Here is a 19,438-nt window from a genome sequence, read left to right on the forward strand (position 1 = left end):
CCGATCATGCCCCCGAAATCCTACCAAGACGTTAACGCGGCAACGTGAAGGCCGCTCAGGCGGCCGGGCCGGCGCTCTCAAGCCAGTCCGCCAGGGCGGCAAGGCACGACCGGCCCAGCGCCTTCGATCGTTCCGGGCTCCACGCCGCGCGGGCGTCGGGTGCGTCGTCGTGATCCTTGAATGGCATTTCCAGCGTCATCGCGGTGCAGCCGAAGCGATGCGCGACCTGGTTGGTCGACATCGACAGGTTGCCCTTGCCCGGCGCGGACACCGGATACCCTCTGGCCGTCTGGAAATCGGCGGTCGTCGCGGTCAGCAGCGCGAGATAGCGGGCGTAGTCCGCCAGTTGCCGTTCGGTCACGTCGGGAACGCCTTCGAACCCGGCCATGAAGACATGGGGTATCGCCTCGTCACCGTGGACGTCCATCGCGAAATCGACGCCGGTTGCGTCCATCGCGTCGCGGATCGCCAGCACTTCGGGCGAACGTTCGGCGCTCGGTTCGTGCCATTCGCGGTTGAGGTTCACGCCGCGCGCGTTGGTGCGCAAGTGGCCGCGGCACGAACCGTCGGGGTTGGCATTCGGCACGAGGTGCAGGGTTGCCGCCTTGCGCAGCCGCATCGTTACCGGATCGGCCGGGTCGGCCAGCCGTTCGAGCGCGCCTTCCATCCACCATTCGGCCATCGATTCGCCGGGGTGCTGGCGGGCATAGAGCCAGACCTGCCGGCTTCCTTCGCCGGTGGCCAGGCAATCGATCGGCTGGCCTTCGACCGAATGGCCGAGCACCCGGTGCGACACCTGCGGCGCATTGGCGATGCGGGTCACGAGATCGTGGTGCCGCTCCATCGAATAGGGTGCGAAATAGGCGAACCACGCGACATCGCCAGCCGGGCGATAGCGGATCGTCAGCGTGCCGCCGCCGCTCTCGCCGTCCCACTCGCTGTCGGCGCGCAGCCAGGCCTGCCGGTCTTCGGACACGGCCGCGCGATAGCCGGGCCAGCCGCCGGGATAGGCGCTGCGGTTGAGACCGGTGATCCTGAGCGTCAGTTCCCGCCCCCTCGTGCCAGACACGCGAAAGTGGAACCACTGGAAGAACTCGCTGTCGCGATCGCGCCGGATCGTCAGCACCGCCTCTGCCCCGGTGGCGGAGACGACGTCGATGTTGCCGCTGTCGAAAGCGGCATCGATGCGAATCGCGTCAGTCATGGCCCGCAGGCTTACTTGACTTCGAAGGTTTCGCCAGACTCTCCGGGAAACTTCGAGAACAGCGCTTCGGCCAGACGCGGCGCGGCCAGTTGCGTGTTGGCCAGCGGCGAATTCTCCTTGACCCCGAATTCGGCTCTGCCTTCCCAAAGCGGCCGGCCGTCGCTGCGGTCGCGGATGACGACGCCGAGTTCGGTCATCACCGTGTCCTTGGGCTTGCCCGAAAGATTGATGCCGACGCCAAGGCCCACGCCGGAGCCGTAGCTGCCGGTCGACCCGCCGACCCCGACGCTGACCGGCCCGCCTTCGCGGATCGCTTCGACCGTGCCGCGACGCACGCGGATCTCGGCGACCTGGCTGCCTTGGCCCGCGGGCGCCTCGGCATAGCCCAGGCGGACCAATTCGCGGGCGACGGCGGCGCGGTAGCTGGCCATTTCCAGCGAACCGGCGGCATCCGGACCCATCGTCGGCGACACCACGACCGCGATCGACCCCTTGCCCAGCAGTGCCGTCTTGTCCGGCGCGTTGAAGTGCGTCACCTGCACCGGCCCGGTGGGCGAGGCGCAGGCGCCCAGCGCCAAGGTTGCGGCCAGAGCGGGCACCATCGCGATCTTGAGCGAGAACTTTGCAGGCATCGAGCATCCTCCGGGGCCGCGGGCTGGGCCTTCATGTCTTGGAAAAGTGGGGAAAATCGCCCGTAAACGCAAGCATTTCGCATCGGTCGCCACCCCCGGGGCTGACCGCGCGATGCAAAGCGTCTAGGCGGGGGGAAGTGAATTCACGGTGAAGCGGCGGAGACACAAATGACACGACCGGTGCTGGTGACGGGCGGGGCGGGTTACATCGGCAGCCACGCGGTGCTGGCGCTCCTCGATCGCGGCTGGCCGGTGGCGGTCATCGACAACCTGTCGACCGGCTTCGAATGGGCAATCCCCGAAGGCGTCACGCTCTACCGGGGCGACGTGGCCGATACCGGCCTCCTCGCGCGCATCTTCGCCGAACAGGGAACGCAAGCGATCCTGCATTTTGCCGGATCGATCATCGTGCCCGAATCGGTCGAGAACCCGCTCAAGTACTACGACAACAACACCGCGAAGAGCCGCACCCTGATCGAGGCGGCGGTGAACGCGGGCGTGCCGCACTTCATCTTCTCGTCCACTGCCACCGTCTACGGCGAACCGGAACTGAAGCCGCTGACCGAGGACGATCCGCTCACGCCGGTGAACCCCTACGGCATGAGCAAGCTGATGACCGAGCGGATCCTGGCCGACGTCAGCCGGGCGCATGCCATGAACCACTGCGTGCTGCGCTATTTCAACGTCGCCGGGGCCGATCCGCGGGCGCGGTCCGGCCAGTCGACAGCGGGCGCGACGCATCTCATCAAGGTCGCGGTCGAAGCGGCGCTGGGCAAGCGGCACGGCGTCGCGGTGTTCGGCGACGACTATCCCACGCCCGACGGCACCGGAGTGCGCGACTACATCCACGTCTCCGACCTCGCCGAGGCGCATGTCCTGGCGCTGGAAGCGCTGATCGACCACCCCGGGCGCAGCCTCACGATGAACGTCGGTTACGGGCGCGGCTTCTCGGTGCTGGAAGTGCTCGACGCGGTCGACCGGGTGGTCGGCCAGCCCGTGCCGCGCCGGATGGAGCCGCGCCGGGCGGGCGACGTGCCCAGCCTCGTCTCGGACAACAGCCGGATCATGGCGACCGTGCCATGGGTGCCCAGACACGCCGATCTCGAGGAGATTATCGGCCATGCGCTGGCGTGGGAGAGGAAGCTGACGGGGCTGCGGCGGACGGAGAGCTGAAGGCGGCCCCGTCGCCGGGTGAATCGCTTGACTTCGCATCATGCCCGCCGTAACGGGCCAGCCTTGATTTCGGCGGGATGCGCCCCGGTTGGTGGCAGCGGCCCGATTCAAAGACTTATCTACGGAACCAGACAGATGAAGATTCGCAACAGCCTCAAGTCGCTCAAGGATCGCCACCGGGACAACCGCGTGATCCGTCGCCGTGGCCGTACTTACGTCATCAACAAGACGAATCGCCGCTTCAAGGCCCGCCAGGGCTGAGCCTGCGCCGGCTTTCGCTCCCGGGAGGGTTGCGAACGGCTGCATCCTTGCGCTTCCGGTGCTCGCGACCAGAAGGTCGCCGCGCGCCGGTTCCCGGATGAAGCCATTCTCGCTCGACCGGGAACCGAAATCCGGCACGACCGCGGTTGTAATTTCTGACGCCGTCCATTCGGGCGGCGTTTTCGTGTTTGGGGCTGGGTGATGCGATGATCGACGCGGTCGTGTTCGACGTGGGCCGGGTGCTTTATCGCTGGGACCTGCGCTGCCTGTTCGGCAAGCTGATCGACGATCCGGCGGAACTGGAATGGTTCGTCGGCCATGTCGTGACCGAGGAATGGCATTTCGAACACGATGCGGGCCGCGATCTCGATGACATGGTGGCAGAGCGCAAGGCCCGGTTTCCGGGGCTCGACCACCTGATCGACGCCTATGCGAATCGCTTCGACGAAAGCATTCCAGGGCCGGTGCCGGGCAGCCTCGAACTCGTCGAGCGGCTGGACGCGGCCGGCGTGCCGCTTTTCGCGATCACCAATTTCGCCCACGCCTTCTGGGGCCCGTTCCGCGCCCGGCGGCCGATCTTCGATCGCTTCCGCGATGTCGTCGTCTCGGGCACGGAAAAGCTCGCCAAGCCCGACCCGGCAATCTTCGAACTGGCGCGTGAACGGTTCGACATCCAGCCGCCGCGCACCCTTTTCATCGACGACAATCTCGCCAACATCGCCGCCGCCGCCGCGCTGGGCTGGCAGGTCCATCATTTCAGCGATGCCGATACGCTGGAAGCCGATCTCGCATCGCGGGGATTGCTGGGCTGACGGCCTTGCCCTAGACAGCGGGCCGCAATGACCCGGCTGACCGTCAACGAACGTCCCGTGCAATTCCTGATGGACGGGGACACCCCGCTCCTGTGGGCCCTGCGCGACGCGGCGAACCTGACGGGCACGAAATACGGCTGCGGCAATGGCGATTGCGGCGCCTGCACCGTGATCATCGACGGCGAGGGGATCCGCTCCTGCCTCGTCACCCTGGCCGAAGTCGAAGGCCGCTTCGTCACCACGATCGAGGCGCTCTCGGGCGATCGCTCGCATCCGCTGCAACAGGCGATAATGGCCGAAGGCGCGGTGCAGTGCGGTTTCTGTACGCCGGGCTTCGTCATGGCGGGCGCGGCGCTGCTGGCGCGCAATCCGGGCGCCAACCGGGAGGAGATCGCCGCCGCCATCCCCAACCTCTGCCCTTGCGGCGCAGCGCCGCGCATCGTGCGCGCGATCGAGCGGGCGGGCCGCGCGATGCGCGGGCGGGAGCGGCTGGACAGCCTCCCGGTGCCGGGGCTCGACCCCGCGCAGGCGGCGCAGACCGTTCCGGCGATGGAGGGCGATCCCGCCCCGCCGGCAAAGCCCGCTACCTGACCCATCCTGAATGAGAGAAACGATGAAGGCGACCATCTGGCACAACCCGAACTGCGGCACGTCGCGCAAGACGCTGGCGATCCTGCAGGAGACCGACGGCGTGGAGGTCGAGGTGGTCGAGTATCTCAAGACCCCGCCGAGCGCCGCGAAACTTGCCCAGCTCTACCGCGATGCCGGCATGACCCCGCAGCAGGGCCTGCGCCTGCGCGGCACCGATGCGGCGGAACGCCGCCTGCCCCAAGCGGACGATGCCGCGGTGCTGGCGGCGATGGCGGCAGAGCCGATCCTGATCGAACGGCCCTTGGTGGAAACCGCCAAGGGGGTGCGCCTCTGCCGACCGCAGGACAAGGTGCTTGAAATCCTCTAGCGTCGCACCGGCCGCTGATTCCAAACGATATTGTCGAGCCGCGACGGGACAAGTTCTTGAACGTCCTTGCAAACCGGCCCTCTATTTGCCACCCGCTTCGCTTCACGCAGCTTTACAAGAGAGTCCCCACGCAATGACCGGAACCGAGCTGGCGCGACAGGGCAACCTGGCCAAGACGAAACGCGCCGGTGCCAAGGGTCTCGGGCCTTGGGGGGTTTTCATCAAGGGGTTCATCCAGCACCCGGTGATGGTCGGCTCGATCATCCCGTCCTCGCGCTTCACCATCGCCAAGATGCTCGATCCGGTGGACTGGGACCGCTGCCGCCTCTTCGTCGAATACGGCCCCGGCGTCGGCACGTTCTGCCAGCCGGTGCTCGATCGCCTGCGCCGTGACGGCGCGCTGATCGTCATCGACACCAACCCGCTCTACATCGACTACCTGCAGCGCACGATCCGCGATCCCCGCTTTACCGCGGTGCTGGGTTCGGCGGCGGATGTCGAAAGCATCGTCGCGGCGCACGGGCATGACGGGGCGGACTACGTGCTGTCCGGGCTGCCGTTTTCGACCCTGCCCGATGGCGTCGGGCCGCAGATCGTCGACGCGACCTACAACGTGCTGCGCGAAGGCGGGGCCTTTCTCGTCTACCAGTTCTCCGCCAAGGCGCGCGATTTCATGGCGCGGCGCTTTGCCCGCATCTCGTCGGGTTTCGAGATGCTGAACGTGCTGCCGTGCAAGCTGTTCTGGGGCTGGAAGGATCCGGTCCCCGCCGCCGCTGCCTTAGCCGAAGTCGTCCAGCCCGTGGCCGAACTGGCCGAAACCGCGGCCTAGCCGGCGAGCTGGCGATAGATCGCCAGCACCACCACGCTCCACAACAGAAGCAGGGCGGCGGAAACAAAGCCTTCGAGCAGGCCGGCGATCGCGCCGCCCGTATCCTGGCCCAGCGTGGCGATCAGCACCGTGCCGGGGATCGCGGTGATGACGATCGACAGGACCAGCACGGCAATCACGAACATCAGCATGAACGCGAGGATGCGCCCGCCGCGCCCGGCGGTCAGCGCCCAGCTGCGGCGCAGCGCTTCGAAGGGGTTCGTCTCGCGCTCCGCCCCCACCAGCGGGGCCAGCGTGATCGTGCGGACATTGACCCAGAGCGCCGCGATCATGACCGGCACCAGCGCAATGCCCGCCCCGGCCTGTCCGGCCAGCAGGGTCAGCGGAATGAGGATGAGCAGGGCGCAGAGACCGACGCCCGCGACCAGCACGAGCGTCGCGGCGACATAGGGCGGCAACAGCCGGAACGCGCGACCGATCGCATCGCGCACGGTGGGCCGCGTCCGGTCCGCCAGCAGCACGATGATCGCCAGCATTCCCACCGCCTGCAGCAAGGTGGCCAGCAGGATCAGCGGCCACCACGACGCGAAGATCGCGATCGCCGCCTTGGCCGCCGCCTCGCCCTCAAGGCCGGGCGCGACATCGGGCATCAGCGCGCTCATAAGCACTTGCGGCACGAGGAAGAACAGGCCCGCCAGCACGGTCAGCACCTGGCGATTCGCCTTCAGCATGGCCACAGCGTCGTTCCATGCGCGCCCGGCATCGAAGGCGGGGCCGGGCGGCGGAGAGACGGGCGTGCGGTTCGGGTCGCGGTCGGGAAGATTCATGGGCACTTGATTGGCACGCCGTTTCCCGCCACGCAACGTGACCATGAGCACTGGCACCCTGCAAGGCACCGAAAATGCGACGCACGGCGGCGACAGCCCCGTGCCGGGCATCGAGTGGCGGGCCGAGCGCGGGCTGATCGCCTATGCCGATGCGCTCGCCGCGATGGAGGCGCGCAACGCCGCGATCCGAGAGGGGACGGCGCCCGATCTCGTCTGGCTGCTCGAACATCCGCCAGTCTACACCGCCGGGACCAGCGCCAAGCCGGCGGATCTGCTGGACCCGCGCTTCGACGTGGTCAGCGCCGGGCGGGGCGGCGAATATACCTATCACGGACCGGGGCAGCGGATCGGCTACGTCCTCGTCGATCTCAACCGCCGGGCCCGCGACGTGCGCGGTTTCGTCCACGCGCTGGAAGGCTGGGTGATCGACGCCTTGACCGACTTCGGCGTGGAAGGCCGGCGGGCCGACGGGCGCGTCGGCATCTGGACTCGCGACATCGACGGGCGAGAGGCGAAGATCGGCGCCATCGGGGTGCGGGTCCGTCGCTGGGTGACGATGCACGGCTTTTCGGTCAACCTTTCGCCCGACCTTTCGCATTTCACCGGCATCGTTCCGTGCGGCATTTCAGAATATGGGGTGACCAGCATGGCCCGGCTGGGCCATAGCGTCGGCGTCGGCGAATGGGATGCGGCATTGGCCCGCCATGCGCCGACCTTCTTCGACCGGCTGGGCACGCCTTGTCCGGACACTTGATTTCAGGATCGCCAGACCCATGCGCACGGCTCGCAAGACCGCCTTGTCCCTCCTCGTCCTTCCGGTCCTGGCCCTGTTGCCGGCGGCCTGCGATTCGGCCAAGCCGGAGCGTGATCCGGGCGACATGGCGGGTGAGGTTCTTCCCGGCACGATCACCGACGACATGATCCACCTCGACCAGTTGCGCTCGCAGGGCGAATCGCTGAAGCCCGAGGATACGGCGACAGATGGGGCGGGAAGGTCCACCGCAACCGGATCCGCCGCCGCCGATCCGGGCGAGGCTGACGCGCCGGATGTCGCCACCGAAGCCCCTGCGGACGCCGCCGACGAGGGCTGATCGCCCGCGCCGGCACCCCATCCTTCCAGCGAAGCCGTCGTGACCGACCAGCATCGTGCCGCCGGTCCCTGGCGCTTTGGCATGCTCCTTCTCGGCAATGCCTCGCTCGCGCTGGGGGCGATGTTCGTGCGCATGGCCGATACCGGGCCGGTCGCGGCGGGGTTCTGGCGGCTTGCCCTGGCGCTCCCGCTAATCGCGTTCTTCGCGCTGAGAGAGGAGCGGGGCAGCGCTCCGTTCTTTCCGCCGCGCACCACGCTGCTGCTGGCGCTGGGGGCGGGTGTCGCCTTCGGGCTGGACATCGCCAGCTGGCACCTCGGCATAGAGCGGACGCGGCTGGGCAATGCCACCGTGTTCGGCAATTCGGGCAGCATCGTCGTCATCGCCTGGGGCCTGCTGCTGGCTCGGCGCTGGCCGCGGGGGACGGAGATCGTCGCGATCGCGGCGGCGCTCGGCGGGGCGGCGATGCTGATGGGCGGCTCGCTCGAACTCAGCCATCGCAACTTCGTCGGCGACCTGCTCTCGCTGCTCGCCGGAATGCTCTATGCCGCCTACATCCTGCTGCTGCGCCACGTCCGCACGGGCATGGGATCGTGGCGGCTGCTGACCGTGTCGTCGCTCTCGGCGACGCCGGTGATTCTCGCCTGCGCGCTCCTGCTCGGCGAGACAATCCTGCCGCGGGACTGGACGCCTCTCCTGCTGCTTGCGCTGTTCAGCCAGATCGTCGGGCAGGGGGCGCTGATCTGGGCGCTGGGCTGGTTCCGGCCGCTGGTCATCGGGCTGGCGCTGCTGACCCAGCCGGCGGTTGCGGCGTTGACCGGCTGGCTGGCCTATGGCGAGACGCTGTCGTGGCTCGACGTCGCGGGCATGGTGCTGATGGCGGCGGCGCTGGTCCTGGCCCGCCTTGCCGAAGCGGACGAGACGAAGGCGTAGGTGCCGCGTATCAACCGCGAAGCGAGCAGGTCGCGGCGAATGCCTCGTGCCGCGCCTCGACCATCGCGAGATCGGGCCCTGCGAGGTTGGTGCGCACCTGCATGATGAGCCGCTCGCCTTCCGCCAGGATGTCGGCGACACGCGACTGGCGCATCGTCGTCGCGCAGTCCTCCATCGCATCGTACATGGCGAGCGCCGCCTTCGGGCTGGTCGCGACCGCCGAGCGTGCCGAGCCGAAGCCGATGCCGACGTAATCGGCGAAGCGCATGTGGCGGGGATGAATGCGGCGCTTGTCCTCGTCGTCGCTGTCGTCGGGCGCGCGGGCCAGTTCGCGGCAGCCCAGTTGCGCCGTCGCCGCGCCCAGCCAGTGGAGCGCGGTGATCGCGGTGAACGGGTCGTTGATGCCGGGCGAGAGCGCGCGCAGCGCGATCTCGACCAGCTCGTCGATCAGGAATCGCAAGTCCTGTTGCGGGGTGCGCAGGCCGGACAGGACAAAACAGGACTGGAGGGCGGATTCGATAGCGTTGTCCGCGCCGCTACCACCGCAATAGCGGGCCAGCGTGACCTTGGGGTGCACGAAGTCGCCCGACTGCCGGTCGATCATGACGTCGATGTCATGCTCGCGCGCGATGTCGGAAAGCCCGGAATAGTCGATCACCTCGACATAACCGCTGCGCCCGGCCGCCACCGGCCAACCGCCGTTGGGCCGTTCGACGTCGATCGCATCGCCTTCCTCGAGAAAGCGATCGCGGATCTGCCGGATCAGCCGTTCGCCGATGCGTTCGAGCACGACGTTGATGCGGATCGAGCTGGGGACGTGGTTGAGGAAGAAGACCAGCATGCCGACGGCCGCCAGCATCATCGCCGTCGCGACGAGCAGCGACAGTTGCGGCACGAAGCCGGGCAGCGTGCTCGCCATCGCGTCCTGCACCGTGGACGGACGCTCGTCCTCTCCTCTCACGCTGCGCAGGATCATGATCGCGTAGACGAAGGTGCCGATGAAGGTCGCCAGGCTGAGCTGGTTGCCGCGATCCTCCATGAAATTGGTCAGCAGGCGCGGACCGTAGGTTCCGCTGGCATAGGCGACCGCGGCGATGGTGATCGAGAAGACGGTCGCCGCGACCCCGATCATCGACCCGGCGATGACCTGAAGCATGGTGCTGGCCCCGTCGGGGCGGGCGGGGACGATGGCGGCGACTTCGGCGAGGCTGTCCGCCATTCCGCTGCGATCGAGGTGCAGGGTCAGCAGCGCGAGGCAGAAGGCGGCTAGGCAGAAGGTCGCCGGCCAGAACCAGTAGCTGGCGTTGATCCGGTTCCAGAGACTGAGGAAGCGGGCCTTCATGTCAGGTCAGAACGCGCGACTGCGGGGCTGGGTGCCGCGCCGCGCGCCCTTGCCGCATCACGCCCGTCCCAGATCGCCTTTGCCGATCGTTCCGCTCGCCATCTCGATCATCTTGTCGAGGCTCTTCTTCGCGGCGAGGCGCAGGCCTTCCTCGATCTCGATGCGCGGCTCGAGGTCGCGCAGGGCGATGTAGAGCTTTTCCATCGTGTTGAGCGCCATGTAGGGGCAGATGTTGCAGTTGCAGTTGCCGTCTGCCCCCGGCGCGCCGATGAAGGTCTTTTCCGGCAGCGCCTTTTCCATCTGGTGGATGATGTGCGGTTCGGTCGCAACGATCAGCTTGTCGCCGGGCATGGTCTTGGCGAACTGGAGGATGCCGCTGGTCGACCCGACGTAATCGGCATGGTCGATGATCTGCGGTGGGCATTCGGGGTGCGCGGCGACCGGCGCGTCGGGGTGCTGCGCCTTCAGCTTGAGCAGCTCGGTCTCCGAGAACGCCTCGTGCACGATGCAAACGCCGGGCCAGAGCAGCATGTCGCGCCCGAACTTGCGGTTGAGATAGCCGCCGAGGTGCCGGTCGGGGCCGAAGATGATCTTCTGTTCCGGCGGGATCTGCGACAGGATGGTCTCGGCGCTGCTGCTGGTGACGATGACGTCGGAGAGCGCCTTCACCTCGGTCGAGCAGTTGATGTAGGTCAGCGCGATGTGATCGGGGTGCGCCTCGCGGAACGCCTTGAACTTTTCCGGGGGGCAGCTGTCTTCCAGGCTGCACCCGGCGTCGAGGTCGGGCAACACGACGATCTTGTCGGGGCTGAGGATCTTGGCGGTGTCGGCCATGAATTTGACCCCGCAGAACGCGATCACGTCGGCGTCGGTGGCTGCCGCCTTCTTCGACAGTTCCAGCGAATCGCCGACGAAATCGGCCAGGTCCTGAAGCTCCGGCTTCTGATAGTAATGGGCGAGGATGACTGCGTTGCGCTCCTTGCGCAGGCGCTCGATCTCGGCCCGAAGGTCGAGGCCGGACAGGTTTTCGCGAGGCTGGGCGGTCATTTCGGTCTCCCTCTGATACCGCCGCAGATGGCCCCGCAAGACCCTCGTTGCAAGCCGTTACATCGCAAAACCGGGCGGCAGGAAGGCATGCATCGGCCGCTCCGCCCCCGGTGTCCCGGCCAATACCCATTCGGTCAGCGACAAGCCCAGCGGGGAATAGGCGACGAGATCGGCCAGCACCTGCGCGCCGAAAACGAGGCCGACGCCCCATAGCCAGGCGGGATGCACCGCACCGCGCTTGCGCCAGTCGCGGATCATGCCGATCACCGGGAAGATCATCGTCATCGCTATCATGATCCGCCAGGCATGGGGTATCATCAGCGGCATTGGTAGCAGCCGGCCCAATCCCGGTCCGGTCAGGATCGCCATCGCGATCAGCATGATCCGGCGATGCCAGCCGATGTGCCGCCGCACCCTGAGCGCCCACAGCACCATGGCCATGAACAGGATGAGTTGCAGCGTGTTGCTGAGCATGAACTCGTTCTGGTCGAAGAAGAACGGCCCGCCCGTGCGGCGCATGCTGGTGAACATGACTGCGAAGCCGAGCACGACCATGAGCGGCGCCCAGCCGAGCGCGAGCATGCCCAGCCGTCGATGCAGCGCGACGTTGTTGCCCGCGACAAGCGCGACCTGGGCGAGATAGAGCGCCAGCCAGCCCATGAAGACGACGGCATGGAGATGGTAGATCACCGGTACCGCAAAGGAAGACCGGCCCAGCGCCAGGTTCATGGAAAAGCCGGCGACGACCAGCAAGACCATGATGACCGAGAGAATCAGGAAGAAGCGGCGCTCTGCGTGTTCGCCACCGCGCGAAAGACCGCCATCGGCGATTGTTGCCATGTTCGCTACCCCCCACAGTGTAACCGCATGCAAGACCCGGCGCGTTATTTACGCCTGTCCGCAAGGGGGAGCAATGGTTGCCGGATCAGGTCTGGTGCCAGCCTTCGCCATCGTGCCGGACCGTTCCGCGCTCCGCGAGATCGAGGAGATGGGCCAGCACCGACTGGCCCGCCGCGCCGACCAGCCGCGTGTCGAGCCCGAAATACATCCTGCTGACCATCTCGGGGATCGTGAGGATGCCCGCATCGATGCAGTTCAGGATCTGGCGCTCGCGCTGGCGGCGGTGACCGATCATGCCCCGAACCAGTTGTTTCGGCTTTTCCACCGCCGGCCCGTGCGCCGGGTAGTAGATGCGATCCTCGCGCGCGTAGAGCTTTTCCATCGAGGCCATGTAGCTGGCCATGTGCCCGTCCGGCGGGGCGACGACGGTGGTCGACCAGCCCATGACGTGATCGCCGGTGAACAGCGCGCCGGTCTCTTCCAGCGCATAGCACAAGTGGTTCGAGGTGTGCCCCGGCGTCGCCACCGCGCGCAGGGTCCAGCCCGCGCCGCTCAGCACCTCGCCATCGGCGAGGACCCGGTCGGGCGCGTAAGTCTGGTCGAACGGCGCGTCGGCCCGCGGCATGTCGCTGTCGATCACCAGCGGCGCACAGCCGATGATCGGCGCGCCGGTAATCTCGGCCAGCGGCGCGGCGGCGGGCGAATGGTCGCGGTGGGTGTGGGTGCAGGCGATGGCGACGACGCGGGCTTCGCCGATCTGCGCGACCAGCGCGGCGATATGCTCGGCATCGTCCGGTCCCGGATCGATCACCGCCACTTCGGCATCGCCGACAAGGTAGGTCTGCGTCCCGGTATAAGTGAAGGGCGAGGGATTGCCGGCCAGCACGCGGCGGACCATCGGCTCCAGCCGTTCGCAGCGTTCGGCGGGCCGGTCGGGCGGGGTCATGCTGTCGCTCCTTCGCCGCGGCCGCAGGCGCGGCAGGCGTGGTCCCTGGCCACCTTGATCGTGCGCATGGCAGGCTTCAGCCCGTCGATCAGGACCAGGCTGCCCCACTGGGGATCGCCAAGGTCGGAAACGCCGGCCAGCAGCACCCGCATCGCCTGCATCACCCCCAGCGAGGCGGCCATGCCTACGAAGGCGCCCAGCACGCCCTGTTCGGCGCAAGTGTCGCAGTCGTCCGCGTCGAAGGCGTCGCCGACCCAGCAGCGATAGCAGGGCTGCCCTGGCAGGTGACCGGCGAAATTGGCGACCTGCCCCTGGAAACGCCCGACCGCCACGCTGGTAAGCGGCACGCCGGCCGCGACGCAGGCGTCCGATACCGCGAGGCGCGTCGCGAAGTTGTCGCTGCCGTCGAGCACGAGGTCGTGACCGGCGACCAGCCTGGAGGCATTGTCCGCATCGATGCGCAAATCATGCGCGGTGACGGCGATGGCGGGGTCGAAGGCCCGGACCCAGATCGCCGCGCGCTCGGCCTTGGCCGCGCCGATATCGGCGGTGGAGAAGATCGTCTGCCGCTGCAGGTTGCTGGCATCGACGCTGTCGCAATCGACCACCGCGATCCGGCCCACCCCGGCAGCGGCGAGGTATTGCAGCGCCGGGCTGCCCACCCCGCCCGCGCCGATCAGCAGGACCGAGGCGGAGGCCAGGCGCGCCTGTCCCGCGCCGCCGATTTCGGGCAGAACGATGTGGCGTGCGAAGCGGTCCAGCCTGTCGGGGGTCAGCATGCGGCCAGCCTTGCCCGCCAAAGCGCTGCGGGGCAAGTGGGCAGCGGACAGCCTGGGCAAGACGGTGCCGCGCACCGCTTGACGATTCGCCTGTCGGCCGCTATGCGCCGCGCTTTCTTGCGGGGGTGTGCCGACACCGGCCCCGGTGTCCATGCGCCCGCTTGGGGTTTTCCGCACCCGAACCGGTCTTCGCACTGATCTTTCAGGCGCCGGTCCGGCCGGGATGCAGACCGCACATTGGATTAGACATTCGCCGCCCGGCAGCGCGGCAGCATAAGGATCGAGCATGGCCAATACGCCGCAAGCGCGCAAGCGCATCCGTCGCAACGAGCGTCGGGCCGAAGTCAACGGGAACCGCATGAGCCGCATCCGCACTTTCGTGAAGAAGGTGGAGAGCGCGATCGAGAACGGCGACAAGGACGCGGCGAAGTCGGCGCTGAGCGAAGCGCAGCCGGAACTGGCCCGCGGCGTCGCTCGCGGCGTGATGCACAAGAACACCGCGTCGCGTAAGCTGTCGCGCCTGACCAAGCGCGTCGCCGCGCTCTGATCCACCCTTGGCCGGATTCGGCCGGGGGGATTCCATTCACCGCCGAATCGATTCGGCTCGCCGCACCGGCGGGGTGCGTCGCCGGATCAAATAGGGTACAAAGGGACCGTCCCGTTGGGGCGGTCCTTTTTTGTTGCAGCGCAACATGACGGCCCTGTCCTGACGCCGACACGGTAAACCGTAGAGATTCCGGCGATTCGGGCGATGATGACCAAGAAAAACGCTATAATTCAGGAACTTGACCTGCGAAGAAAGCGTTTCTGCGGGCTTGGGCGAGTCAAGCGCCATTATTTCAGTTTTTTTGCAGCTCAAGCCTTGCCGCCAAGCCATCCACAACCCTACAAATCGAGTCGCCGGTTCGGGATCGTAACCGGTACTTTTTTACATCGCGACGATAGCATCCTGCCGATGGGGGTCGGCGGACGACGCTCGAATATTGTCTTGCGTCAGGGGGTTGATTTGTGATGGCGGAGCGGAGGCAAGGACGGATGACACGTACGGGGGGTTTCGGCTCGCTGGCAGGGCGCACGCCCGAGAACGATAAGGCGAGTGACATGCTGGAGGATGAACGCGAGGCGCTGTCGGCCGACTGGTCCGACATCTGCATGGGGCTGAAGAAGGATCTGGGCCACCAGGTCTTCTCGCAATGGATCCGTCCGATCGAGGTCGGCAACTTCTGCAAGGAAACCGGAACGCTCGATCTGTTCCTGCCCACCGAGTTCTCCGCCAACTGGGTCAACGACCGTTTCGTCGATCGCCTTTCGCTGGCGTGGAAGATCGCCCGGTCCGAAGTGCGCAATGTCCGCGTCTCGGTCCATCCGGGGCGCCGCAAGCTGCCCGAACTGCGGGTCGGCCCCGCTGCCGCCAACGACCATGTGCCGCCGCAGAACCCGGTCGAGGCGATCACCGAGCTGGGCTCGGCCGGCCTCGACCCGATGCTGACTTTCGCCAGCTTCGTCACCGGCGAAGGCAACGTGCTGGCCTACAACGCCGCGCAGCGCATGGCCGCGACCGAACAGCCGCAGTTCTCGCCCCTCTACCTCAAGGCCGCCACCGGGCAGGGCAAGACGCACCTGCTCCACGCCATCGGTCACCAGTTCGCCGCGGTGAAGCAGGGCGCGCGGATCTTCTACTGCTCAGCCGAACGCTTCATGGTCGAATTCGTGCAGGCCCTGCGCCAGAACCAGATGATCGAGTTCAAGGCGCGGCTGCGCGGCTTCGACATGCTGCTGGTGGACGACATCCAGTTCATCATCGGCAAGGCTTCGGCGCAGGAGGAACTGCTCTACACGATCGATGCCCTGCTGGCCGAGGGCAAGCGCCTGGCCTTTGCCGCCGACCGTGCGCCGCAGGCCCTCGACGGGGTCGAACCGCGCCTGCTGTCGCGCCTGTCGATGGGCCTCGTCGCCGATATCCAGCCTGCCGACATCGACCTGCGCCGCAAGATCCTCGAGCATCGCCTGACCCGCTTCACCAGCAGCGACGTGCCCGACGACGTGATCGAGTTCCTGGCCCGCACCATCAGCCGCAACGTGCGCGAACTGGTCGGCGGCCTCAACAAGCTCATCGCCTATGCCCAGCTCACCGGCCAGCCGGTCTCGCTGCAGCTGGCCGAGGAGCAGCTGACCGACATCCTGTCGGCCAACCGCCGCCGCATCACGATCGACGAGATCCAGCGCACGGTCTGCCAGTTCTACCGGCTCGACCGCAGCGAGATGGCCAGCAAGCGGCGCGCCCGTGCCGTGGTGCGCCCGCGCCAGGTCGCAATGTACCTTGCCAAGGTGCTGACGCCGCGCTCGTATCCGGAAATCGGCCGCAAGTTCGGCGGCCGCGACCACTCGACGGTCATCCACGCCGTCCGTCTCATCGAGGATCTGCGGGCCCGCGACGCGGACATGGACGGCGACGTCCGCTCGCTCCTTCGCCAGCTCGAATCCTGAGCGACCCTTTCAGCGCGTCGCGCCCGATACCATATCGCGGCGCGATGCCTGAGCGTTGCACCCATGCCTGAGCTGCCAGAGGTCGAGACGACCGTTCGCGGCCTTGCCCGCTTTCTCGAGGGCGAGCGGATCGCGCGCGTCTCCGTTCACCGCCCCGACTTGCGCCGGCCCTTTCCGGCCGATCTGGTGCAGGTCGTCACCGGCGCGCGGGTGGTGCGGTTGTGGCGGCGGGCCAAGTACGGCCTCATCGATCTCGATCGCGGGCAGACGCTGATCTTCCATCTCGGCATGAGCGGGCGCTGGCGCATCGATCCCGAGGAAATCGGCAAGCACGACCATCTGGTCATGGAAACGGGGGCGGGCCACGTGCTGGCGCTGAACGATGCCCGCCGCTTCGGCTTCGTCGAGCTCTGGCCCGAGGACGATCTTGACCATTACCCGCCGTTCGCCGGAATGGGTCCCGAACCGCTTGGGGCGGACCTTACGGCGAGGCATCTCGCCGATGCCTTCGCGGGCCGCATTTCGCCGATCAAGGTCCTGCTGCTCGACCAGCGGATCGTCGCCGGGCTGGGCAACATCTACGTCTGCGAGGCGCTCCACCGCGCGCGGATCAGGCCCGACAAGCCGGCGGGCAAGGTCAGCATGGCCAAGCTGAAACGGCTGGTCCCCGCGATCCGCGAGGTCCTGCTCGAATCCATCGCCGCGGGGGGATCCTCGATGCGGGACTATGCGAAGCCCGATGGAGAACTGGGCTATTTCGCGACCCGGTGGCAGGTCTACGGGCGCGAAGGCGAGCCATGCCATTGCGGCGGCACGGTGGAGCGAATGGTGCAGGGCGGACGCAGCACCTTCTTCTGCCGCAAGTGCCAGCGATAGGTCACGGAACCCGCGCCTTGCACACAAGTTGCTTTTCCTGAGGGCGATCCCGCCCTAGAGGCTTCATCCATGAGCGAACCCGGCACTCCGCCCGCAGCGGCCCGCGATACCGTCTCCTTCGGCTACGAAGAGGTCGATGCCGCCGAAAAGACGCGCCGCGTGGGCGACGTCTTCTCGTCCGTCGCGCGCAAGTACGACGTGATGAACGACGCGATGTCGGGTGGCATGCACCGGTTGTGGAAGGACCGCTTCGTGCGCCGGGTGAAGCCGCGTGCCGGAGAGCGCATCCTCGATATGGCGGGCGGCACCGGCGACATCGCGTTCCGCATGGAAGCGCGTGGGGCGAGCGTCACCGTGTCGGACATCAACCAGGACATGCTCGACGTCGGGCTGGACCGGGCGGTCAAACGCGGCATCGACACGCTGGTCTGGTCGCGCCAGAACGCGGAAGAGCTGAGCTTTCCCGACAATAGCTTCGATGCCTACACCATCGCCTTCGGAATCCGGAACGTCACCCACATCGACCGCGCCCTGGCCGAAGCCTACCGCGTGCTGCGGCGGGGCGGGCGATTCTTCTGCCTCGAATTCTCGACGACGGAATGGCCGGGCTTCAAGGAAGTCTACGACACCTATTCGCACAAGCTGGTGCCCAGGATCGGCCAGGCGATCGCAGGCGACGCCGATTCCTATCGCTACCTGATCGAATCGATCCGCCGCTTCCCGACCATGCCCGAGTTCGAGCGGATGATCCGCGCCGCCGGCTTCACCCAGACCAAGGTGGAGCCGATCATGGGCGGGCTGGTCGCGATTCATTCCGGCTGGAAGGTCTGAACCCCTTCCCATGACCCGCCCCGCCACGCATATCCTGCGCCTGCTCAAATGGGGCCGCATACTCGCGCGCCACGGCGCCCTGCGCCCGATCGAGCGGCATCCCGAAACCCCCGATCAGGTCCGTCGCCTCTGCCGGCTGGCGCGACTGGGCACGGTGCAGCCGCGCGAGCCGGATTTTGCCGGCGCCTTCCAGGCCATCGGCCCCGCCGCGATCAAGCTGGGGCAGACGCTGGCCACCCGCCCCGACATCGTCGGCGAGGACGCCGCCCGCAACCTGCTGAGCCTGCAGGATTCGCTGCCCCCGGTTTCGTTCGCGGAAATCGCCAAGGCCATCGAATCGAGCTTCGAGCGTCCCTTGTCCGATCTCTATGCGAGTATCGAGGAGATGCCGGTCGGCGCCGCCTCGATCGCGCAGGTCCACCGCGCTATCACCACCGACGGGCGAACGGTCGCGGTCAAGGTGCTGCGCCCCGGCATCCGCGAGCAATTTGCCCGCGACATCGAGACCTACGAATGGGCGGCGGCGCATCTCGAAGGCCTGGGCGGAGAGGCGAAGCGCCTGCGCCCGCGCCAGGTCATCGCCAATTTCAAGCGCTGGACCCTGCGCGAACTTGACCTGCGGCGCGAGGCGGCCTCCGCCTCCGAACTGGCCGAGGCGATGCACGCGGTTCCCGGTTACTGTATTCCCACGGTGGACTGGGACCGGACCAATGGCCGGGTGATGACGCTCGAATGGGTGGACGGCATCAAGATCGCCGATCGCGCCGCGCTGGTCGCGGCGGGGCATGACCTCGGATCGATCGCGCAGCGGCTGGTGCTGGCCTTCCTTCGCCAGGCGATCAGCGCGGGCTTCTTCCACGCCGACATGCACCAGGGCAACCTTTTCGTGCGCGCCAACGGCGATATCGTCGCCATCGACTTCGGCATCATGGGCCGCATCGACAGGCGCGCCCGCGCGTGGCTGGCGGAAATTCTCTACGGCCTTACGACGGGCAACTATCGCCGCGTCGCGGAAATCCATTTCGAGGCGCAATACGTGCCCGCTCACCACAACATCGACGAATTCGCTACGGCCCTGCGCGCCGTGGGCGAACCGATGCGGGGCAAGCCTGTCAGCGAGCTTTCGGTCGGCCAGATGCTCGACGGGCTGTTCGCGATTACCCGCGACTTCGACATGCAGACCCAGCCGCACCTGCTGCTGTTGCAGAAGACGATGGTGATGGTGGAGGGCATCGCGACGCAACTCGATCCCTCGATCAACCTGTGGGACACCGCCGCACCCTATGTCCGTGAATGGATCCGCGACGAACTGGGGCCGGAGGCGGCGATTGCCGACAAGATCCGCACCGATACCGAGACTCTGCTGCGCATCCCAGATCTCATCCGACGGATCGAGGAACGGTACCCGCCGCGCGGCGGTGCGCCCGAGCCGCAGCCGCTTCCCGACATCGAGCTGATCTGGGAACGCCGCGAAAAAACCGGCGAGCCATTCCTGCCCTACCTCCTGTCCGCCTTCCTCGGGGCTGGGGCGGTCTACGGCGCGTTGCTGCTGGGCTGGCTGGGGTAGCCTCTT

The 19,438-nt window shown here is 67.2% G+C and carries 23 protein-coding genes; 15 read left to right on the forward strand and 8 right to left on the reverse strand.

Annotated elements, in window-relative coordinates:
* Positions 1-55: 55 nt before the first annotated feature.
* Entirely contained in the window at positions 56-1,204 is a 1,149-nt protein-coding gene (locus J2X37_RS00550) for a M14-type cytosolic carboxypeptidase (protein ID WP_310016387.1), read from the reverse strand.
* A gap of 11 nt (positions 1,205-1,215) precedes the next feature.
* Positions 1,216-1,836 carry a DUF4136 domain-containing protein gene (locus J2X37_RS00555; protein ID WP_310016389.1) on the reverse strand — a complete coding sequence of 207 codons (621 nt, stop codon included), beginning with the start codon at positions 1,834-1,836 and terminating at the stop codon, positions 1,216-1,218.
* Positions 1,837-2,004: 168 nt separating this feature from the next.
* On the opposite strand from J2X37_RS00555, the gene galE reads away from it, so the two are divergent.
* The 6 genes from galE to J2X37_RS00585 all read left to right on the forward strand — a co-directional run bounded on the left by galE (position 2,005) and on the right by J2X37_RS00585 (position 5,869).
* The gene (galE, locus tag J2X37_RS00560) at positions 2,005-3,009 is read left to right on the forward strand and encodes a UDP-glucose 4-epimerase GalE (protein ID WP_310016391.1); all 1,005 of its coding nucleotides are present in this window, start codon (positions 2,005-2,007) and stop codon (positions 3,007-3,009) included.
* 135 nt (positions 3,010-3,144) lie between these two features.
* On the forward strand, positions 3,145-3,270 hold the full coding sequence (ykgO, locus tag J2X37_RS00565; protein WP_003046794.1) for a type B 50S ribosomal protein L36: 126 nt from the start codon (positions 3,145-3,147) through the stop codon (positions 3,268-3,270).
* Positions 3,271-3,476: 206 nt separating this feature from the next.
* A complete protein-coding gene (locus tag J2X37_RS00570) occupies positions 3,477-4,082 on the forward strand; it encodes an HAD-IA family hydrolase (RefSeq protein ID WP_310016610.1) in 606 nt (201 codons plus the stop codon).
* A 27-nt stretch (positions 4,083-4,109) separates the two neighbouring features.
* Positions 4,110-4,673 (forward strand): 2Fe-2S iron-sulfur cluster-binding protein, encoded by a 564-nt coding sequence (locus J2X37_RS00575; RefSeq protein ID WP_310016613.1) that lies wholly within the window; start codon positions 4,110-4,112, stop codon positions 4,671-4,673.
* Positions 4,674-4,695: 22 nt separating this feature from the next.
* Positions 4,696-5,040, forward strand: coding sequence for an arsenate reductase (glutaredoxin) (gene arsC / locus J2X37_RS00580; protein ID WP_310016614.1), 345 nt, complete (start codon positions 4,696-4,698; stop codon positions 5,038-5,040).
* Between the two features lie 133 nt (positions 5,041-5,173).
* Entirely contained in the window at positions 5,174-5,869 is a 696-nt protein-coding gene (locus J2X37_RS00585) for a methyltransferase (RefSeq protein ID WP_310016616.1), read from the forward strand.
* Here J2X37_RS00585 and J2X37_RS00590 read toward each other — a convergent pair.
* Positions 5,866-6,696 carry a glycerophosphoryl diester phosphodiesterase membrane domain-containing protein gene (locus J2X37_RS00590; protein WP_310016618.1) on the reverse strand — a complete coding sequence of 277 codons (831 nt, stop codon included), beginning with the start codon at positions 6,694-6,696 and terminating at the stop codon, positions 5,866-5,868. The two genes, J2X37_RS00585 and J2X37_RS00590, sit on opposite strands and share 4 nt — an antisense overlap.
* 43 nt (positions 6,697-6,739) lie before the next feature.
* On the opposite strand from J2X37_RS00590, the gene lipB reads away from it, so the two are divergent.
* From lipB to J2X37_RS00605, 3 genes are read left to right on the forward strand one after another with little or no spacing between them, the layout of a single operon-like run.
* Positions 6,740-7,450 carry a lipoyl(octanoyl) transferase LipB gene (gene lipB, locus J2X37_RS00595; RefSeq protein WP_310016620.1) on the forward strand — a complete coding sequence of 237 codons (711 nt, stop codon included), beginning with the start codon at positions 6,740-6,742 and terminating at the stop codon, positions 7,448-7,450.
* Positions 7,451-7,469: 19 nt separating this feature from the next.
* Positions 7,470-7,787 carry a hypothetical protein gene (locus J2X37_RS00600; protein ID WP_310016622.1) on the forward strand — a complete coding sequence of 106 codons (318 nt, stop codon included), beginning with the start codon at positions 7,470-7,472 and terminating at the stop codon, positions 7,785-7,787.
* A 39-nt stretch (positions 7,788-7,826) separates the two neighbouring features.
* Positions 7,827-8,717: a DMT family transporter gene (locus J2X37_RS00605; protein ID WP_310016624.1), complete on the forward strand. Its 891-nt coding sequence runs from the start codon at positions 7,827-7,829 to the stop codon at positions 8,715-8,717.
* Between the two features lie 10 nt (positions 8,718-8,727).
* Here the strand turns inward: J2X37_RS00605 and J2X37_RS00610 are convergent, their stop codons facing one another.
* From J2X37_RS00610 to J2X37_RS00630, 5 genes are all read right to left on the reverse strand, one after another.
* Complete coding sequence (locus tag J2X37_RS00610; RefSeq protein WP_310016625.1) at positions 8,728-10,059, reverse strand: DUF2254 domain-containing protein; 1,332 nt, start codon at positions 10,057-10,059, stop codon at positions 8,728-8,730.
* A 57-nt stretch (positions 10,060-10,116) separates the two neighbouring features.
* Positions 10,117-11,106, reverse strand: a complete 990-nt coding sequence (nadA, locus tag J2X37_RS00615; RefSeq protein ID WP_310016627.1) for a quinolinate synthase NadA — start codon at positions 11,104-11,106, stop codon at positions 10,117-10,119.
* 57 nt (positions 11,107-11,163) lie between these two features.
* Complete coding sequence (locus tag J2X37_RS00620) at positions 11,164-11,946, reverse strand: hypothetical protein (RefSeq protein WP_310016629.1); 783 nt, start codon at positions 11,944-11,946, stop codon at positions 11,164-11,166.
* An 85-nt stretch (positions 11,947-12,031) separates the two neighbouring features.
* On the reverse strand, positions 12,032-12,892 hold the full coding sequence (locus J2X37_RS00625) for an MBL fold metallo-hydrolase (protein ID WP_310016631.1): 861 nt from the start codon (positions 12,890-12,892) through the stop codon (positions 12,032-12,034).
* The gene (locus tag J2X37_RS00630; RefSeq protein ID WP_310016633.1) at positions 12,889-13,671 is read right to left on the reverse strand and encodes a HesA/MoeB/ThiF family protein; all 783 of its coding nucleotides are present in this window, start codon (positions 13,669-13,671) and stop codon (positions 12,889-12,891) included. Before J2X37_RS00630 ends, J2X37_RS00625 begins: the two co-directional genes overlap by 4 nt.
* Positions 13,672-13,957: 286 nt before the next feature.
* Between J2X37_RS00630 and rpsT the strand changes: the two genes are divergently transcribed.
* From rpsT to ubiB, 6 genes are all read left to right on the forward strand, one after another.
* Positions 13,958-14,218, forward strand: a complete 261-nt coding sequence (rpsT, locus tag J2X37_RS00635; RefSeq protein ID WP_310016635.1) for a 30S ribosomal protein S20 — start codon at positions 13,958-13,960, stop codon at positions 14,216-14,218.
* A 204-nt stretch (positions 14,219-14,422) separates the two neighbouring features.
* Positions 14,423-14,683: a hypothetical protein gene (locus tag J2X37_RS00640; RefSeq protein WP_310016637.1), complete on the forward strand. Its 261-nt coding sequence runs from the start codon at positions 14,423-14,425 to the stop codon at positions 14,681-14,683.
* Between the two features lie 89 nt (positions 14,684-14,772).
* The gene (gene dnaA / locus J2X37_RS00645; protein ID WP_310018009.1) at positions 14,773-16,158 is read left to right on the forward strand and encodes a chromosomal replication initiator protein DnaA; all 1,386 of its coding nucleotides are present in this window, start codon (positions 14,773-14,775) and stop codon (positions 16,156-16,158) included.
* 63 nt (positions 16,159-16,221) lie between these two features.
* The gene (mutM, locus tag J2X37_RS00650; RefSeq protein ID WP_310016640.1) at positions 16,222-17,034 is read left to right on the forward strand and encodes a bifunctional DNA-formamidopyrimidine glycosylase/DNA-(apurinic or apyrimidinic site) lyase; all 813 of its coding nucleotides are present in this window, start codon (positions 16,222-16,224) and stop codon (positions 17,032-17,034) included.
* A 69-nt stretch (positions 17,035-17,103) separates the two neighbouring features.
* The gene (locus tag J2X37_RS00655; RefSeq protein WP_310016642.1) at positions 17,104-17,865 is read left to right on the forward strand and encodes a class I SAM-dependent methyltransferase; all 762 of its coding nucleotides are present in this window, start codon (positions 17,104-17,106) and stop codon (positions 17,863-17,865) included.
* 10 nt (positions 17,866-17,875) lie between these two features.
* A complete protein-coding gene (gene ubiB, locus J2X37_RS00660; RefSeq protein ID WP_310016644.1) occupies positions 17,876-19,432 on the forward strand; it encodes a 2-polyprenylphenol 6-hydroxylase in 1,557 nt (518 codons plus the stop codon).
* Positions 19,433-19,438 lie beyond the last annotated feature (6 nt).

Source organism: Croceicoccus sp. BE223 (assembly GCF_031457155.1).
Taxonomy (GTDB): Bacteria; Pseudomonadota; Alphaproteobacteria; order Sphingomonadales; family Sphingomonadaceae; genus Croceicoccus.

Bases quoted from the DNA above. Each gene is read 5' to 3' on its own strand.
- J2X37_RS00600 (WP_310016622.1), top strand. From the start codon at position 7,470: ATGCGCACGGCTCGCAAGACCGCCTTGTCCCTCCTCGTCCTTCCGGTC.
- J2X37_RS00550 (WP_310016387.1), bottom strand. From the start codon at position 1,204: ATGACTGACGCGATTCGCATCGATGCCGCTTTCGACAGCGGCAACATC.
- J2X37_RS00610 (WP_310016625.1), bottom strand. From the start codon at position 10,059: ATGAAGGCCCGCTTCCTCAGTCTCTGGAACCGGATCAACGCCAGCTAC.
- dnaA (WP_310018009.1), top strand. From the start codon at position 14,773: ATGCTGGAGGATGAACGCGAGGCGCTGTCGGCCGACTGGTCCGACATC.
- J2X37_RS00570 (WP_310016610.1), top strand. From the start codon at position 3,477: ATGATCGACGCGGTCGTGTTCGACGTGGGCCGGGTGCTTTATCGCTGG.
- J2X37_RS00625 (WP_310016631.1), bottom strand. From the start codon at position 12,892: ATGACCCCGCCCGACCGGCCCGCCGAACGCTGCGAACGGCTGGAGCCG.
- J2X37_RS00640 (WP_310016637.1), top strand. From the start codon at position 14,423: ATGATGACCAAGAAAAACGCTATAATTCAGGAACTTGACCTGCGAAGA.
- J2X37_RS00585 (WP_310016616.1), top strand. From the start codon at position 5,174: ATGACCGGAACCGAGCTGGCGCGACAGGGCAACCTGGCCAAGACGAAA.
- ykgO (WP_003046794.1), top strand. From the start codon at position 3,145: ATGAAGATTCGCAACAGCCTCAAGTCGCTCAAGGATCGCCACCGGGAC.
- J2X37_RS00655 (WP_310016642.1), top strand. From the start codon at position 17,104: ATGAGCGAACCCGGCACTCCGCCCGCAGCGGCCCGCGATACCGTCTCC.
- mutM (WP_310016640.1), top strand. From the start codon at position 16,222: ATGCCTGAGCTGCCAGAGGTCGAGACGACCGTTCGCGGCCTTGCCCGC.
- J2X37_RS00590 (WP_310016618.1), bottom strand. From the start codon at position 6,696: ATGAATCTTCCCGACCGCGACCCGAACCGCACGCCCGTCTCTCCGCCG.
- rpsT (WP_310016635.1), top strand. From the start codon at position 13,958: ATGGCCAATACGCCGCAAGCGCGCAAGCGCATCCGTCGCAACGAGCGT.
- galE (WP_310016391.1), top strand. From the start codon at position 2,005: ATGACACGACCGGTGCTGGTGACGGGCGGGGCGGGTTACATCGGCAGC.
- J2X37_RS00555 (WP_310016389.1), bottom strand. From the start codon at position 1,836: ATGCCTGCAAAGTTCTCGCTCAAGATCGCGATGGTGCCCGCTCTGGCC.
- lipB (WP_310016620.1), top strand. From the start codon at position 6,740: ATGAGCACTGGCACCCTGCAAGGCACCGAAAATGCGACGCACGGCGGC.
- J2X37_RS00630 (WP_310016633.1), bottom strand. From the start codon at position 13,671: ATGCTGACCCCCGACAGGCTGGACCGCTTCGCACGCCACATCGTTCTG.
- nadA (WP_310016627.1), bottom strand. From the start codon at position 11,106: ATGACCGCCCAGCCTCGCGAAAACCTGTCCGGCCTCGACCTTCGGGCC.
- ubiB (WP_310016644.1), top strand. From the start codon at position 17,876: ATGACCCGCCCCGCCACGCATATCCTGCGCCTGCTCAAATGGGGCCGC.
- arsC (WP_310016614.1), top strand. From the start codon at position 4,696: ATGAAGGCGACCATCTGGCACAACCCGAACTGCGGCACGTCGCGCAAG.
- J2X37_RS00575 (WP_310016613.1), top strand. From the start codon at position 4,110: ATGACCCGGCTGACCGTCAACGAACGTCCCGTGCAATTCCTGATGGAC.
- J2X37_RS00620 (WP_310016629.1), bottom strand. From the start codon at position 11,946: ATGGCAACAATCGCCGATGGCGGTCTTTCGCGCGGTGGCGAACACGCA.